We start from the raw sequence: 14,572 nt of genomic DNA, 5'->3' as shown, positions 1-14,572 counted from the left end.
TCCGTCATTCCCGCCTCTCCGTCATTCCCGCGGCGCGGGAATCCACCGCAACGCGCTGGCGCAAGCGCCAGGGCGCGTTGCGCTGGACCCTCCGCCTGCGCGGAGGGTGACGGGGAGGGCGCCCCCCGACTTCGACCACGGTGGCTGGTGAAGGAGTGCACCAGCGGCAAGGTACAATCGCCGGCTCGCAGGAGAGGTGGATGAGCGGTTTAAGTCGCACGCCTGGAAAGCGTGTGTGGGTTAATAGCCCACCGCGGGTTCGAATCCCGCCCTCTCCGCCAGTGATCTTCGCCCTTCATCGGGCAACTTCGAGATCACCAAGCTTTCACCTCTACCAGCCGAGCTGACCGATAGCTCGCGCATCGGCCGTTTGCCGCGCCAACAGCGCGGCGCGAACGAGCCACCTAAGCCCCCAGCCACTCCGCCAGCCTGCGCGCCTGCTCGGCGTTGAACCCGGTATCCGGATCGCACGCGACCAGCCGTGTGTGATCGCTGAACTCCCCGCTGCTGTCGTCCAGCGCGCGCCAGTCGGCCGCGCCGTCCGGGCCGCACGCGTGCGCCAGGATCTCGCGCTCGCGCGCATGGCGCCCAAGCACGGCCTCGCCGGTGCAGCCGGTCACGCGCCGCGCCAGCTCGGCCGGCAGCAGGCGCAGCAGCCCGGGCAGGGGCTCGGCGAAGCGCCAGCTGGAGGAGATCACCAGCTCGCACGCGAACGGCGCCAGCGCCTGCGCGAGCGACGCGGCGCGCGAGAAGCGCTGGTGCGGCTCGCAGGTGGCGGGGTGCAGCACGCCGTCGAAATCGAGATAGAGCACTCGGCGCATGGCTCACTTGCGAGCAGGCGAAAGGAGGGCTGCCCGGCCCCTATTGAGGTTGCGCCCACCCGGGGCAGCGCCGGCTTGCCTTAAGCCGCCTGATCCAGCCACATCGTGGCGAAGCCGATGATCACGCAGGCGATCGCGACGGCGTACAGGATCCAGCCCGGAAACGACTTCTCACTGGGCGGCCCGCCCAGCAGGCGTCCGGCGACCGCCGCGACGATGGCGAGCATGAAGGGATAGACGTAGGTCGGGATGCTGGACATGGCGCTGCGCCGCGGCGGCGAATGGCCTTCGATCCGAAGTCTGCCGAAGCGTCCGCCGGCGTCTGTCAGGCGGTGGCCTCCGGCGCTGTAGGAGCGCTGGGTTGCGGCGCTCGTGCCCGCATCATTGAATCCCGTGCGGCAGCGGTAGTGCCCGCCGACCGACCGCTGGCTGCGCAAAAACTTACACCTGCACGAGCTTTTCTCTTACGAACCAGCGGCAGAACTCGTCAATCATGCTGGACATGAAACGGGATCTGCCGGAGCACGTGGCGTTACTGCCCGAAATCGACGAAGAGCCGCTGCACAATTTGCTCGCCAGCCGCGCGTTCTGGATCAGCGGCGTGCTCAGCTTGGCCATTTGGGCCGGAATGATCTATCTGATCCAGGCTGCCGCGCGCTGACGCGGACGGCGCAACCAAGAAAATGCGGGGCCTCGAGCCCCGCATTTCTTTTGGCGTCCGCGCATTCGGCCATCGTCCGCCGGGTGCAATCTTCCGCCCTTTGTCATCCTCCGCGAAGGCGGAGGATCCAGCGCAACGCGCCTAAACGGCTGTGATCACGGTAGAAGCTCGCCAAATTACTTGACCTGGAATTCCTCCAGCGACTTCCCGCTGGCCAGCGCATCCCGCACCCATTGCGGCTTGCGCCCGCGTCCGCCCGACCAGGTCTCGCCATTGGGCCCGCGATATTTCACCGCCTTGTCCGTACCGGACGACTTGGCCCGCGGGGCGCGACGCGCCCGGGTGCCGCCACCGCCAAAACCCAAGTCCTGCGCCGTCAGGCCATAGGCTTTCATCTTGGCCTTGATCTCGTCGATGGCCTGTTGCGTTTCCTGCTGACGCATTTCTTCCGCCTGCGCCATCAGTTTCTCGGCTTGCTGCTTCAATTCAAGGTAAGTTGCCATTTCGCCTCCGTGATTTGGAGAGCGGAATTTACCTCATTTGGAATGAGGTTCGATTCAACCAGCGTCGTGAAGCTCGGCGAATTTCGCGCCAAGGCGTGAATTCGGCAGACCGTTGACGCCGATCTGCAGATTGCCGCGCCGTGGGTTACCTGATGACCCGCCCGGCCGTGTGATCTAGGGACCGATGCAGCCACAGCGAAGCGGCCTGCCTCGGGACGGGGCCGAGCGCGACCAGGTGACCAGCCAAGTCGATGGCGTGCACGGTGCGCAAGCAACCACACGCGAGCACGTTCGCGGCGCGGCCTACTTTTGTTCTAACGCAGTCTGCTTCCCGTTGCCAGCCCGCATCGCAGCCGCGGCACAACCGGCGCACACACGTGACTTTTCATTCGTGATTTCCCCGATGGAACCTTCACGGCTCAGCAACGTAACTACTTGTTGCGTTAGTATCTTGACGTTTTCACGTCCTCATTTCTAGAACGACAAGCAAGCATCCAGTCCGTCATCTGTGTGGTCGTCGGGCCGCGGCTCCGGCCGCTCCCGCGCAAGGCCTTCCTCCAACAACTCGTAGTTCTGGCCGAGAGCCAGTCCGGCAAGTGCTTGGGCAAGAACGAGATCAGGCAAATGGAAGGTGCGGACGGAGGGTCGCTGTCATCAATCAATGAGGGCATCGAGGAACAAGCCTGAGGGGCCCCGAGGAGCGCGCCAGGAGAGGGGGCGGGGGCAGCAGCACAAGCGAGATTGAGCAAGACCTAATGCAAATAGACCTCACCGGCAGCGCTCAAGGAAGCAGGCTGGCAAAAGATGCTCGAACGAAACCAACCAGAGACCGGCTCAAGCGAGCCGCCGACCTGGTTGCTGCCTTGCTGCTGGTGCTGCTGTTCGCACCGCTGATGCTGCTGCTGGCCGTCGTCATTCGCCTCAAGCTCGGCGGACCGGTGCTCTTCCGTCAGACCCGGCCAGGGAAGGGCGGCGTGCCCTTCGAGATGGTGAAGTTCCGGACCATGACGGACGAACGGGGCGCCGATGGGGAGCTCCTGCCGGACGCGCAACGCCTGCCGCCCTTCGGCCGCATGTTGCGGGCCACCAGCCTGGACGAACTGCCCGAGCTGTGGAACGTGTTGAAGGGCGACATGAGCTTCGTCGGCCCGCGGCCCCTGCTGATGGAGTACCTCCCCCTGTATTCCCCCGAGCAGGCCCGCCGCCACGAGGTTCGTCCCGGCATCACGGGATGGGCGCAGGTCAACGGGCGGAATGCCATCAGTTGGGAGCAAAGGCTGAAGCTCGATGTCTGGTATGCGGACAACCGTAGCCTCTGGCTGGACGCGAAGATCATCGCCAGGACAGTCGGGTGCGTCTTCGCGCGCAGCGGGATCGCCGCGGAGGGCGAAGCGACCATGTCCAGGTTCACCGGGAGCCAGCAGTGAAGCGGCTGGCACTCCTCGGGTGCGGCGGCCACGGCAAGGTGGTGGCCGACGCGGCGTTGGCCGCGGGTTGGGATGCGGTCGAGTTCTTCGACGACGCATGGCCTACCCGTTCCACCCACGGCTCCTGGTCGGTCGTGGGAGACACCGCCACGCTGAAAGAACGCTGCCACGAGTATGACGGCGTGATCGTGGCCATCGGCGACTGCGACATCCGCTGGGAGAAGCACCAGGAGCTTGTCAGCGCTGGCGCGACCATGGCCACCATCGTCCACCCGGTCGCCTGGGTGAGCCCTCGCGCCAAGCTGGGGGCCGGGTGCGTCGTGATCGCCGGCGCAGTGATCAATGTCGATGCGCAGGTCGGCGACGCCTGCATCGTCAATACGCGCGCCACCATCGATCACGACTGCGTCGTTCGCGACGCCGTTCACGTTGCGCCCGGTGCGCACCTGCTGGGCAATGTCAATGTCGGCGCCCGGACCTGGGTGGGTGCGGGCGCCGTGATCAAGCAGGGCACCAAGGTCGGCACCGGCGTCCTGGTCGGTGCGGGCACGGTCGTTATCCGGCAGGTGGCCGATGGAGTCACGGTCGTCGGAAACCCGGCCCGAGTACTGGAACCTAGCTACACGTATTCATGAACCCGCAGGTCTCCCCCTGGCCAAGCTTCACGAGCGAAGAGGCTGACACCGTTCGCTCCGTCCTGCTGTCCAACAAGGTTAACTACTGGACCGGCAGCGAATGCCGCGCATTCGAGACCGAGTTCGCGGCATGGTGCGGCACCCGGCATGCCGTGGCATTGGCCAACGGGACGTTGGCCCTGGACGTGGCACTCAAAGCCTTGGGCGTCGGCCCCGGCGACGAAGTCGTCGTGCCCCCGCGCACCTTCATCGCAACGGCATCCTGCGTGGTCAATGCGGGCGCGGTGCCCGTCTTCGCAGACGTGGAGGCCGATAGCGGAAACCTTTCCGCATCCACGATCGCGCAAGTGATCACCCCGCGCACGCGCGCGATCATCTGCGTCCACCTGGGCGGCTGGCCGTGCGACATGGATCCGATCATGGACCTGGCGCGGCAGCACGGACTGGTGGTGATCGAGGACTGCGCCCAAGCCCACGGCGCCCGCTACAAGGGCCGCAGCGTCGGCTCCATCGGCCACGTGGGCGCCTGGAGCTTCTGCCAGGACAAGATCATGACCACCGGCGGCGAGGGCGGCATGGTCACGACCAACGACGAAGCGCTCTGGCGCCGCATGTGGGCCTACAAGGACCACGGCAAGAGCTACGCGGCCGTCTACGAACGCAAGCACGCTCCGGGGTTCCGCTGGCTGCACGAGAGCTTCGGAACCAACTGGCGCATGCTGGAGATGCAGGCGGCCATCGGCCGGATCCAGCTGGGCCGGATGGCCGACTGGACTGCCGCCCGCACCCGCCATGCGCAGGCGATCTGGAATGCCTGCAGACCCATTGCGGCGGCGCGAGTGCCGCAACTTCCCCCTGATTCAGTGCACGCGCAATACAAGTGCTACGTCTACCTGCGTCCCGAGGCCCTCGCTTCGGGATGGACGCGCGACCGCGTGGTGGAAACCATCAACCAGGAAGGCGTGCCCTGTTTCCACGGCTCGTGCTCCGAGGTGTACCTCGAGAAGGCTTTCGAGTCGTCGGGCTTCCGCCCCGCGGAACGCCTGCCCGTTGCCAGGGAGCTGGGAGAGACCAGCCTGATGTTCCTGGTCCATCCCACGCTCACCGCCCGCGAGATCGACAAGACCTGCACGGTAGCAAGCGAAGTCCTGCGCGCCGCAAGCGCCTGAGCGTCCCATGCCTGCCTTGTCGCTGCGTCTCTGGCGCCTCGCCTTCGCCGCGTGCCTGGCCGTGGTGCTGGCGCTGGCGCTGATGCCCATCGACCAGCGGCTGCCCAGTACCGGCTGGGACAAGTCCGATCACCTGCTTGGCTTCGTCGTGCTCACGCTGCTCGGGGTGCGGGCGTTCCCCCAGCGAAAGTCCCGCGTGGCCATTGCCTTGCTGGCCTATGGCATAGCCATCGAACTGCTGCAGGCGCTCACGCCTTATCGCTTTGCCGAATGGCGCGACGTGGTGGCCGACGCGGCCGGCATCGGCCTGGCAATGCTGGTGATCCAGGTGGCACGAGGCGACAGGAAGGAGAGGGCTGCTTCGTGAACACGCTGCTCACACAAGGGCTCCTGGGCCTGCCGCGCCCGGCCAAGCAGACGGTGGCGGCGGCGACGGACGCCTTCCTGTGCATCGTCGCCGTGTGGCTGGGGTATGGCATCCGCGTGGATCAGTGGACAGGCCCGGAGGGTGTCCAGTGGTGGGCGGTGCTGTGGACCATCGGCCTGGCGTTGCCCGTCTTCTACGCTTCGGGTGTCTATCGCGCCGTTGCGCGCTTCGCGACCGGGCGCACCCTGCTGCGCGCCTGCGTCCGCTTCGCCTTGGCGTACATGTTCGTGTTCGTCGTCATCGGCATCCCGGAAGTGGTGCCGCGCAGCCTGGGCGTGCTGGTGCCCGTGCTGGTGTGCCTGGGTGCCTGGGGCGTGCGCAAGACAACCCAGCTGTGGCTGCTTGGCGCTTCCGCGCCGCGCGCGGCCAACGCCCCGCGGGTGCTGGTCTACGGCGCCGGAAGCGCGGGGCACCAGCTCACGCAAGCCCTGGAGCGCAGCCGCGAGATGCGCGTCTGTGCCTTCGTGGACGACGACCCCTCGCTGCATGGCACGACCATCGGCGGCTTGCGCGTGTCACCGCCTCGCGACCTGGAGCAGGTGATGCGCAAGCACGGCATCACCGATGTCCTGCTGGCCATGCCTTCGACCAGCGCGGCGCGCCGCACGGAAATCGTGCGCGACATCCATGCGCTGCGCCTGCCACTGCACGTGCGCACGCTTCCCGATCTGGCGGACATCGCCCAGGGCCGGGTGCAGATCGACCATGTGCGCGAGCTCGACTTGCACGATCTGCTGGGGCGGCCGCCGGTGGCGCCCATCCAGGAGCTGCTGACCGCCAAGATCACCGGCAAGGTCGTCCTGGTGACAGGCGCCGGCGGCTCGATCGGCAGCGAGCTGTGCCGCCAGATCGCGCGCCTGCAACCCAAGGCGCTGGTCCTGGTGGACGTGAGCGAGTTCGCCCTCTATTCCATCCACCAGGAGCTGGAGCGCCTGGACGAATGCCGCGACTTCACGCTCGTGCCGAACCTCGGCTCGGTCCGGGACGAGTCGCAGATGCGCAAGATCCTGGACGCCTGGCGCCCCGACACGATCTACCACGCCGCGGCGTACAAGCATGTGCCGCTGGTCGAACACAACCCCGCCGAAGGCATCCGCAACAACACGTTCGGCACGCTGACCATGGCGCGCCTGGCGCGCGAGTGCGGGGTGAGCGACTTCGTCCTGATCAGCACCGACAAGGCCGTGCGCCCCACCAACGTGATGGGCGCTAGCAAGCGGCTGGCCGAGATGGTGCTGCAGGCCTTCGCGCAGCAGGGTGGGGCGACGTGCTTTTCAATGGTGCGCTTCGGCAACGTGCTCGGCTCCAGCGGATCGGTGGTGCCGCTGTTCCGCCGCCAGATCCGGGCCGGCGGCCCGATCACGCTGACGCACCCGGAGATCACGCGCTATTTCATGACCATCCCTGAGGCCGCGCAGCTGGTGATTCAGGCGAGCGCCATGGCCACTGGCGGGGACGTCTTCCTGCTGGACATGGGCGAGCCGGTCCGAATCGCCGACCTGGCCCGGCGAATGGTGGAACTCTCAGGGATGACCGTGCGTGATGCATCGGAGCCCCACGGAGACATCGCCATCGAAGTCATAGGGCTGCGGCCCGGAGAAAAGCTCTTTGAAGAACTGCTGATCGGAGACAACCCGTTGGCGACAGGGCATCCCCGTGTGATGAAAGGCCACGAGGAGTGCCTGGACTGGCAAGAGTTGGCCGAGGTGCTCTCCGCTGTTGACAGGTCTCTCGATGAATCCCGACTGGACACTGTCAGGAACTTGCTGGCCGGTGCCGTTCGCGGCTATCGCCCTGAAGCCATTCCACACGAGTGCCAGACCGTGCTGGTGCCCCAATGAATCAACAATGAACCTCAGAGACGAAAACATCGCCGTCATTGGTCTCGGCTATGTCGGGCTTCCATTAGCCGTGGAGTTCGGCAAGAAACGCAACGTGCTTGGCTTCGACATCCATGCTTCCCGCATCTCGCAACTTCGCTCCGGCAAGGATCACACGCTGGAAGTGAGCGACGATGAATTGGGGGAGGCCAAGCACCTTCGGTACACAAACGAGCCCACTGAACTGCAGGCCTGCAAGATCTTCATCGTCACGGTGCCAACGCCGGTCGACCAGGCCAACCGCCCCGACATGACGCCACTCGTCAAGGCAAGCGAGACCATCGGCAAGAACATGCCCGACGGTGCGGTAGTCATCTACGAATCAACCGTCTATCCGGGTGCGACCGAGGAGGTGTGCGTCCCGGTCCTCGAGAGGGTCAGCGGCAAGAAGTTCAACGTCGACTTCTTCTGCGGCTACAGCCCGGAGCGCATTAATCCCGGAGACAAAGAGCACCGGCTTCCCACCATCAAGAAGATCACCAGCGGGAGCACGCCTGAAGTCGCCGACGCGGTGGACCGGTTGTACGCGCAGATCATCACGGCCGGCACCCATAAGGCGAGCAGCATCAAGGTGGCCGAAGCCGCCAAGGTGATCGAGAACACGCAGCGCGACGTCAGCATCGCGCTGATGAACGAGCTCAGTCTTATCTTCCACAGGCTGGGCATTGATACGCTCGAGGTCCTTCAAGCGGCCGGAACGAAATGGAACTTCCAGCGCTTCCGACCCGGCCTCGTCGGCGGACACTGCATCGGTGTCGACCCCTATTACCTGACGCACAAGGCGCAGGAAGTCGGATACCACCCCGAGGTCATCCTGGCCGGGCGGCGGATCAACGACAACATGGCAGCGCACGTGGCCAACGAGACCATCAAGCTCATGCTGGGCAAGGGGCTGCCGGTGCTGGGCGAGAGGATCCTCGTGCTGGGCCTGACGTTCAAGGAAAACTGTCCGGACGTGCGCAATACCAAGGTCGCGGACATCGTGCGAACCCTGCGTGGCTACAACGCACAGGTCGATGTCTACGACCCTTGGGTCGACCTGGAAGAAGCCGAGAGCGAATACGGAATCAGGTGCCTGTCTGAACTACCCGGAGGAGGTGAGTACGCAGCCATCGTCCTCGCAGTCGGACACCGGCAGTTCGTCGAACTCGGTGCGTCCGGTATCCGGGCCTTGGGCCAACCCAACGCCGTCGTGTTCGACGTCAAAGGCATCCTGCCTCTCGGGGCGGCCGATTGCAGGCTTTAGCAGCCAGGGAGCGGGATAGCGCAATGAGCACGGCAGCGAGCCAAGAAAATGCGTACGAACGCCTGCGGGCGGAGTTGAGGCAGACCCCCCGTACCTGGCTTGTCACGGGCGTGGCGGGTTTCATCGGTAGCAATCTGCTCGAGACCTTGCTGGGCCTGAACCAGAGGGTGGTTGGCCTGGACAACTTCTCGACCGGCCACCAGCGCAATCTCGACGAGGTCAAGACCCGAGTAGCAGCAGAGCAGTGGTCGCGCTTCCAGATGCACAGGGGCGACACCCGCAACCAGGAAGACTGCCAGCGGGCGCTCTGGTACTCGATGCCGCCGCTCGGTTCGGAAAAGGGGATTGCGGTCGACTACGTCCTGCACCAGGCGGCGCTCGGATCGGTGCCGCGGAGCCTGACGGACCCTGTGACAAGCAACAGCGCCAATATCACGGGATTCCTGAACATGCTGGTCGCGGCCAGGGACGCGAACGTGGCCGGGTTCGTCTACGCCGCCAGCAGCAGCACGTACGGCGATCACCCGGCGCTACCCAAGGTCGAACACACGATCGGCAAACCGCTCAGTCCGTACGCGGTAACCAAGTACGTGAACGAACTTTATGCCGAGGTGTTCGCGCGTTGCTACGGCTTCAACAGCATCGGCCTGAGGTACTTCAACGTATTCGGACCTCGGCAGGACCCGAATGGCGCTTACGCGGCCGTGATCCCGCGGTGGGCCGACGCGCTGCTCCGCGGCGAGACCGTCTTCATCAATGGCGACGGCGAGACCAGCCGAGACTTCTGCTACGTGGCGAATGCCATCCAGGCGAACCTGATCGCGGCGGCTGGCGCCTCACCGGAAGCGCGCAATCAAATCTACAACGTGGCGGTGGGGGACCGCACGACGCTCAACCAACTGTTCGGATTGCTGCGAGACAACCTCGTTCGCCATGGCGTGGACCCGGCGGCAACCCCCCAATATCGCGAGTTCAGGCCGGGCGATGTGCGCCACTCGCAGGCCGACGTTTCAAAGGCCCGGGAGCTGTTGGGCTACTCGCCGACGCATGACTTGCGGGCCGGCATCGAAGAAGCACTGGGCTGGTACGTCACGCACGCGCCGGCGCAAGCGGCTGAAGCACGCTGAAATCTGGAGCTTGAAAATGAAGAATTTCGCACTCATCGGCGCGGCAGGGTACATTGCACCCCGCCACATGCAGGCCATCAAGGCAACCGGCAACAACCTCGTCGCGGCCCTCGATCCGAACGATTCGGTCGGCGTCATCGACAGCCACTTCCCCGACGCGGACTTCTTCACGGAGTTCGAGCGCTTCGACCGGCATATCGACAAGCTGCGCCGCTCGAACGACGAGAAGCAGGTGAACTACGTCTCCATCTGCTCGCCCAACTACCTCCACGATTCGCACATGCGCTTTGCGCTTCGATCCGGCGCTGATGCGATCTGCGAAAAACCGCTCGTTCTCAATCCCTGGAACATCGACGGCCTGCTCGAGATCGAGCAAGCGACGGGCCACAAGGTCAACACGATCCTCCAGTTGCGCGTCCATCCCGCAATCCTCGCGCTGCGCGAGAAGGTGTTGTCCGGCAGGCGCGATACCAAGCACGAGGTCGACCTGACCTACATCACGTCCAGGGGGCACTGGTACCTCCAGTCGTGGAAGGGCGATGTGAAGAAGTCCGGTGGAATCGCAACCAACATCGGTGTGCACTTCTTCGACATGCTGCACTTCATTTTTGGGAACCTCCAGAACAACGTCGTTCACTACGCGTCCGATACGAAGGCCGGCGGGTACCTCGAGTACGACCACGCTCGCGTGCGCTGGTTCTTGTCGGTAGACGTGCAGGACGTGCCGGAAGCCCAGCTGAACGCTGGGCAACGAACCTACCGATCGATCACTGTCGATGGGGAAGAAATCGAGTTCTCGGGGGGATTCACGGATCTGCACATCCGCAGCTACGAAGAAATCCTTGCCGGTCGCGGATTCGGACTGGACGCAAACCGCACCGCGATTGAAACGGTTACAAAAATTCGGAACTTGGAACCGACGGGCTTATGTGGCGACCATCACCCATTCCTCAGTCGCTCTGCCGCATAGTTCTAATTTAGAGCTCAGGCGCGATCTCAGTGGACGGCCGAAGACGAGTTCCTTGCGGATGGGTCATAGGAGAGTCGGGCGATAAGTTCGACGTGCGAATGAGCAAAATCCCATTTTGGATTGCACCGTTATTTTCCGCTGCCAGATCCCATTGATGCTCTAAATAAAAAACTCAGTTTGCTGACATGCGGCTAGCTGAGCGAAATTGAGCAGAAGACGACTCCGCACTTTGTCAGCAAAGCTTGACATCAAATCTGTCAGACGCTTCATGTTACGAATCCGAAATCTCTTGAGTGGTATTTCAAGGCACGGGTTCTTAAGGTCAGTAGGTGTTTTGGTCGGTGGAACTGCCGCTGGCCAAGCACTGATGATTCTGCTCCTGCCAATTCTCACCCGACTCTACACGCCCGAGGATTTCAGCGTGCTGGCTGTGTACGCTGCGATCGTGGGGATTGCGTCCGTTGCTGCGGGGCTGCGGTTGGAGATCGCCATTCCTCTGCCGGTTGAAGAGCGATCGGCGGTAAACCTGCTCGCCTTGGCGCTGTGCAGTTCCGCGCTTGTTAGCGCGGCACTCGCTACTTTGGTGCTGCTGTATCCGTCCCAGGCCTCTTCACTGCTTTCTCAGCCCAAACTGTTGCCCTACCTGTGGCTCTTGCCCGTTGGTGTTTGGCTGATAAGTTCTTACGCGGCCTTGCAGTACTGGGCCACTCGCAAGAAACGTTTCGAGCAAATCGCACGAACTCGCTTCACCCAAGCATTGGGCGGGGGAGCATCACAAGTGATATTAGGTTATCTCGGACTAGCCCCGTTAGGACTCTTGCTGGGGCATCTAATCAGTAGTGGTGCGGGGGTTGTGACCCTCGGGCGGGCGCTCCTGAAACGCGATGATTGCGAAATTCGCGAGATATCTGGCCCCGGGATGAAGCAGGTATTTCTTGAGTATAAACGGTTCCCCAAGTACTCAACATTGGATGCATTGGCGAACACTGCTGGCGTTCAACTGCCCCTCGTTATCATCGCCGCAATGGCAGTTGGCCCTGAGGCGGGATTCCTAATGCTCGCCATGCGCTCGATGCAGGCACCCATAGGCCTCGTTGGTGGTGCAGTCGCACAGGTTTATCTGTCGCGGGCCGCGGAAGAGGCCCGGGCAGGAAGATTAGCCACCTTCACCGCGAAAACCATGTCGGGATTGCTCAAGACTGGTGTCGGTCCCATACTTTTCGTCGGTTGCATCGCACCAACTGTATTTCCTAAGCTCTTCGGCGACGAGTGGGTCCGTGCCGGCCAAATTGCCACATGGATGACGCCTTGGCTTGCCTTTCAGTTCGTGGCTTCGCCAATCTCGATGGTGATGCATGTTCGCTCACGCCAACAAGCCATGCTAGCCTTGACGATCTCGGGACTACTTTTGCGGCTCGGTGCAATAGCAATTGCAGCGGAAGTCGCCTCGGCGCGCTTGTCTGAATACTATGCACTGGCAAGTGCCGCTTACTATTTGGTATGCCTGTTTGTTTTCGCTAGGGCGGCAGAGGTCACCTGGCGAAGTCTACTTCTTGTCGCCACGCGCTCACTCCCTTGGTTGGCTGGTTGGCTGGGAGCGGCTGGAGTGGTGACAGTTATGCTGGCAAAATAAAATCATGCAAGCTGCTTTAAAGAAGATCGCTCGCTCCGTGCGGCCGCTCCTGATTCTGATGCTCTCATTTTTTTTTGATCGCAAGTATCTCAGAGGTCGATACTTTGATCAGAGCCTCGGCGGGTTCGTTTGGGCGCTCAGATCAATATGGACTCAGAACATTTTAAGAATCTCGCCACCAAGGCCGTGGCCGACGGCGCTAACTTGCCACATATCCGTTCCTGAGAATATATATTTTCACCCCGATGATTTAAACAATTTTCAGTCACCGGGCACCTACTTCCAGAATTTCAAGGCATGTATTCACATCGGTCATGGAACTTACATCGGGCCAAATGTTGGGATTATCACCGCCAATCATAGAGCCGGCAGTTTGGCGGAGCATGAAGACGGGCGCGATGTGGTCATATCTGAAAATTGCTGGATTGGGATGAATGCGGTGATATTGCCAGGTGTGGTCCTGGGATCAGGAACTATCGTGGCAGCCGGTGCCGTAGTGAATACGAGCTTTGCTCAAGGCTCGTGTTTAATCGGCGGAGCGCCTGCCCGGGTATTAAAATTAATTGAACGCGTTGATGGTTGCAGTTGACAATGAGTAAGCGTTCGCGCAAGGCATCTAGGTGGATCTGGTCGGGATCAAGAAGACGCGCCGTTTGCGGTAATTTGCCAGCAGTCGATTATGTTAAAGACAGCATGTCATACCTACTGCTACCGCAGAATAATGAGATGAAAATCCGCAGCATCCTGCTTTTTTTGACATTCATCTACTTCTTGTTTTCCGGTGTCACTTGGGTGGCCGGGGAAGCTGGGGCGGGCGCAGGAGGGCGAATAACGGTAGCGGATATCGTTGGTCTTCTCTTGATCGGCCTTTTGTTCGCGGATCGATCGCTGGCGCGTGAATCAACATTGCGCATGCCGATCCAGTATTTGGCGTTTCTGCCACTTTTGCTTTGCTTTCTGGTCGGCGTGGTATTTTCTCGATTTCCTTCGCGTGGCGCGCTGGAGTTGGTTGTCCATGCGTTCGGATTTCTAGTGTCTTTGGCGCTGTTCAACCTCTACTGTCGGGTTGAGGCGGAGCGGGCAACCCGACTGCTGCTGCAGATGGTCCTCTATAGCGGTGGCATCTTGGCAGGAGTGGGACTCGTCGACTTTCTTATTTGGCCCACCCTGATTGAGAATCCTACATTTGGCTTGATCGGTACATTTCGCAATACGGGTCAGGCAGGCTCCTTTTTTGGCGTATATCTTGCCATTTTAATTCCAGGTTTTTTGTCCAAGCTGCTTAGGGCAAACAAGAGAAATTTGGCAATATTATTCATTATTGTGCTTGCTCTGGTTTTCACCTTAAAGCGCGCGGCCCTGATAGGAATTGCGCTCGGCGTCTTCTTGCTAACGATTTCGATGGCGGCGTCTACAAGCAAGAGGGATAAGAAGTACGGAGTTACTACGTTGCTCGCGATCGCTGGGTTGCTTCTCGTTGGCTATCCGGCATTTCTGTGGGGAATGGATAATGTTTCTGGAATGGCATGGCGGTTTAGCAGCAAATTCAACTCGGACGCGATTGATGATTTCTCTGAAGGATTCATGGCTGAGAACATTCACGCGACGTTTCTTGCCTTGAGAGAAAATGCGTTTCTTGGAGTTGGACTTGGAGGTGTTCAAGGTTACATTACTGAAAAATATGAAATTCATAGCACGTATCTTGCCATGTTTGCCAATGGCGGGGTGCTTGGCTTCTTGCTCTATGTGATTTTCATGCTTTTGCTCGTCGCACCGTGGCTAAGAGTGCGAACTCGCAATGCATTTGGGCTCTATCTCCGGTACAGTCTTCCGCTTTTTTTGGGCCTGCTGGTTTCGTGGGCGTACACCTATCATCTCCGGAAAAGAGAATTTTGGATCATTTTTTTTGTTTTGGTACTAATGCATTTCTACGCGAAAAAGGCGGGTGAAGAAAAGAATGAGGCTGGGGTGCTATAAATCTGTGTCAGCATTCATCGGCACCGAGCCCCACGCTGCCCGCCGAATAGGCCTTGAAGTATTGAGGGAGTTCCAGCGGTAATGCAACATTCGTCC

Annotated in this window: 15 protein-coding genes and 1 tRNA gene; 13 read left to right on the top strand and 3 right to left on the bottom strand. The window is 61.5% G+C overall.

The features are described from left to right. Positions 1-190: 190 nt before the first annotated feature. A tRNA-Ser gene (locus PE066_RS00720) sits at positions 191-281 on the top strand. 123 nt (positions 282-404) lie between these two features. Here the strand turns inward: PE066_RS00720 and PE066_RS00715 are convergent. Both PE066_RS00715 and PE066_RS00710 read right to left on the bottom strand, forming a co-directional pair. After that, positions 405-821: an HAD domain-containing protein gene (locus tag PE066_RS00715; protein WP_271234659.1), complete on the bottom strand. Its 417-nt coding sequence runs from the start codon at positions 819-821 to the stop codon at positions 405-407. Positions 822-901: 80 nt separating this feature from the next. Further along, positions 902-1,081, bottom strand: coding sequence for a hypothetical protein (locus tag PE066_RS00710; protein ID WP_271234658.1), 180 nt, complete (start codon positions 1,079-1,081; stop codon positions 902-904). 233 nt (positions 1,082-1,314) lie between these two features. Between PE066_RS00710 and PE066_RS00705 the strand changes: the two genes are divergently transcribed. Next, entirely contained in the window at positions 1,315-1,482 is a 168-nt protein-coding gene (locus PE066_RS00705; protein WP_271234657.1) for a hypothetical protein, read from the top strand. Between the two features lie 176 nt (positions 1,483-1,658). On the opposite strand, the gene PE066_RS00700 is transcribed toward PE066_RS00705, so the two are convergent. Continuing rightward, on the bottom strand, positions 1,659-1,985 hold the full coding sequence (locus PE066_RS00700; RefSeq protein ID WP_271234656.1) for an H-NS histone family protein: 327 nt from the start codon (positions 1,983-1,985) through the stop codon (positions 1,659-1,661). 893 nt (positions 1,986-2,878) lie between these two features. Here PE066_RS00700 and PE066_RS00695 point away from each other — a divergent pair. The 11 genes from PE066_RS00695 to PE066_RS00645 all read left to right on the top strand — a co-directional run bounded on the left by PE066_RS00695 (position 2,879) and on the right by PE066_RS00645 (position 14,476). After that, positions 2,879-3,412 (top strand): sugar transferase, encoded by a 534-nt coding sequence (locus PE066_RS00695; RefSeq protein WP_271236645.1) that lies wholly within the window; start codon positions 2,879-2,881, stop codon positions 3,410-3,412. After that, entirely contained in the window at positions 3,409-4,047 is a 639-nt protein-coding gene (locus tag PE066_RS00690) for an acetyltransferase (protein ID WP_271234655.1), read from the top strand. The genes PE066_RS00695 and PE066_RS00690 overlap by 4 nt, the downstream gene beginning before the upstream one ends. Beyond that, positions 4,044-5,216 (top strand): DegT/DnrJ/EryC1/StrS family aminotransferase, encoded by a 1,173-nt coding sequence (locus PE066_RS00685; RefSeq protein ID WP_271234654.1) that lies wholly within the window; start codon positions 4,044-4,046, stop codon positions 5,214-5,216. The genes PE066_RS00690 and PE066_RS00685 overlap by 4 nt, the downstream gene beginning before the upstream one ends. Before the next feature lie 7 nt (positions 5,217-5,223). Further along, positions 5,224-5,583, top strand: a complete 360-nt coding sequence (locus PE066_RS00680) for a VanZ family protein (RefSeq protein ID WP_271234653.1) — start codon at positions 5,224-5,226, stop codon at positions 5,581-5,583. Then, a complete protein-coding gene (locus PE066_RS00675) occupies positions 5,580-7,484 on the top strand; it encodes a polysaccharide biosynthesis protein (RefSeq protein WP_271234652.1) in 1,905 nt (634 codons plus the stop codon). Before PE066_RS00680 ends, PE066_RS00675 begins: the two co-directional genes overlap by 4 nt. Positions 7,485-7,491: 7 nt before the next feature. Beyond that, complete coding sequence (gene tviB, locus PE066_RS00670; protein WP_271234651.1) at positions 7,492-8,769, top strand: Vi polysaccharide biosynthesis UDP-N-acetylglucosamine C-6 dehydrogenase TviB; 1,278 nt, start codon at positions 7,492-7,494, stop codon at positions 8,767-8,769. 23 nt (positions 8,770-8,792) lie between these two features. After that, positions 8,793-9,896, top strand: a complete 1,104-nt coding sequence (locus PE066_RS00665) for an NAD-dependent epimerase/dehydratase family protein (protein WP_271234650.1) — start codon at positions 8,793-8,795, stop codon at positions 9,894-9,896. 16 nt (positions 9,897-9,912) lie between these two features. Then, a complete protein-coding gene (locus PE066_RS00660) occupies positions 9,913-10,866 on the top strand; it encodes a Gfo/Idh/MocA family protein (RefSeq protein WP_271234649.1) in 954 nt (317 codons plus the stop codon). A gap of 367 nt (positions 10,867-11,233) precedes the next feature. Next, complete coding sequence (locus tag PE066_RS00655; RefSeq protein WP_271234648.1) at positions 11,234-12,499, top strand: lipopolysaccharide biosynthesis protein; 1,266 nt, start codon at positions 11,234-11,236, stop codon at positions 12,497-12,499. 4 nt (positions 12,500-12,503) lie between these two features. After that, a complete protein-coding gene (locus tag PE066_RS00650) occupies positions 12,504-13,088 on the top strand; it encodes a hypothetical protein (protein WP_271234647.1) in 585 nt (194 codons plus the stop codon). 137 nt (positions 13,089-13,225) lie between these two features. Further along, complete coding sequence (locus PE066_RS00645; protein ID WP_271234646.1) at positions 13,226-14,476, top strand: O-antigen ligase family protein; 1,251 nt, start codon at positions 13,226-13,228, stop codon at positions 14,474-14,476. Positions 14,477-14,572 lie beyond the last annotated feature (96 nt).

Source organism: Ramlibacter tataouinensis (assembly GCF_027941915.1).
In the GTDB taxonomy this organism is placed as follows: Bacteria; Pseudomonadota; Gammaproteobacteria; order Burkholderiales; family Burkholderiaceae_C; genus Ramlibacter; species Ramlibacter tataouinensis_C.
The sequence above is the reverse complement of the archived record's forward strand: the minus strand, read 5'-3'. Positions and strand labels throughout refer to the sequence as shown.

Excerpts from the sequence above, each read along its gene's own strand:
- PE066_RS00695 (WP_271236645.1), top strand. The coding sequence starts at position 2,879 with ATGCTGCTGCTGGCCGTCGTCATTCGCCTCAAGCTCGGCGGACCGGTG.
- PE066_RS00660 (WP_271234649.1), top strand. The coding sequence starts at position 9,913 with ATGAAGAATTTCGCACTCATCGGCGCGGCAGGGTACATTGCACCCCGC.
- PE066_RS00645 (WP_271234646.1), top strand. The coding sequence starts at position 13,226 with ATGAAAATCCGCAGCATCCTGCTTTTTTTGACATTCATCTACTTCTTG.
- PE066_RS00680 (WP_271234653.1), top strand. The coding sequence starts at position 5,224 with ATGCCTGCCTTGTCGCTGCGTCTCTGGCGCCTCGCCTTCGCCGCGTGC.
- PE066_RS00715 (WP_271234659.1), bottom strand. The coding sequence starts at position 821 with ATGCGCCGAGTGCTCTATCTCGATTTCGACGGCGTGCTGCACCCCGCC.
- PE066_RS00710 (WP_271234658.1), bottom strand. The coding sequence starts at position 1,081 with ATGTCCAGCATCCCGACCTACGTCTATCCCTTCATGCTCGCCATCGTC.
- PE066_RS00685 (WP_271234654.1), top strand. The coding sequence starts at position 4,044 with ATGAACCCGCAGGTCTCCCCCTGGCCAAGCTTCACGAGCGAAGAGGCT.
- PE066_RS00705 (WP_271234657.1), top strand. The coding sequence starts at position 1,315 with ATGCTGGACATGAAACGGGATCTGCCGGAGCACGTGGCGTTACTGCCC.
- PE066_RS00665 (WP_271234650.1), top strand. The coding sequence starts at position 8,793 with ATGAGCACGGCAGCGAGCCAAGAAAATGCGTACGAACGCCTGCGGGCG.
- PE066_RS00655 (WP_271234648.1), top strand. The coding sequence starts at position 11,234 with ATGATTCTGCTCCTGCCAATTCTCACCCGACTCTACACGCCCGAGGAT.
- PE066_RS00700 (WP_271234656.1), bottom strand. The coding sequence starts at position 1,985 with ATGGCAACTTACCTTGAATTGAAGCAGCAAGCCGAGAAACTGATGGCG.
- tviB (WP_271234651.1), top strand. The coding sequence starts at position 7,492 with ATGAACCTCAGAGACGAAAACATCGCCGTCATTGGTCTCGGCTATGTC.
- PE066_RS00650 (WP_271234647.1), top strand. The coding sequence starts at position 12,504 with ATGCAAGCTGCTTTAAAGAAGATCGCTCGCTCCGTGCGGCCGCTCCTG.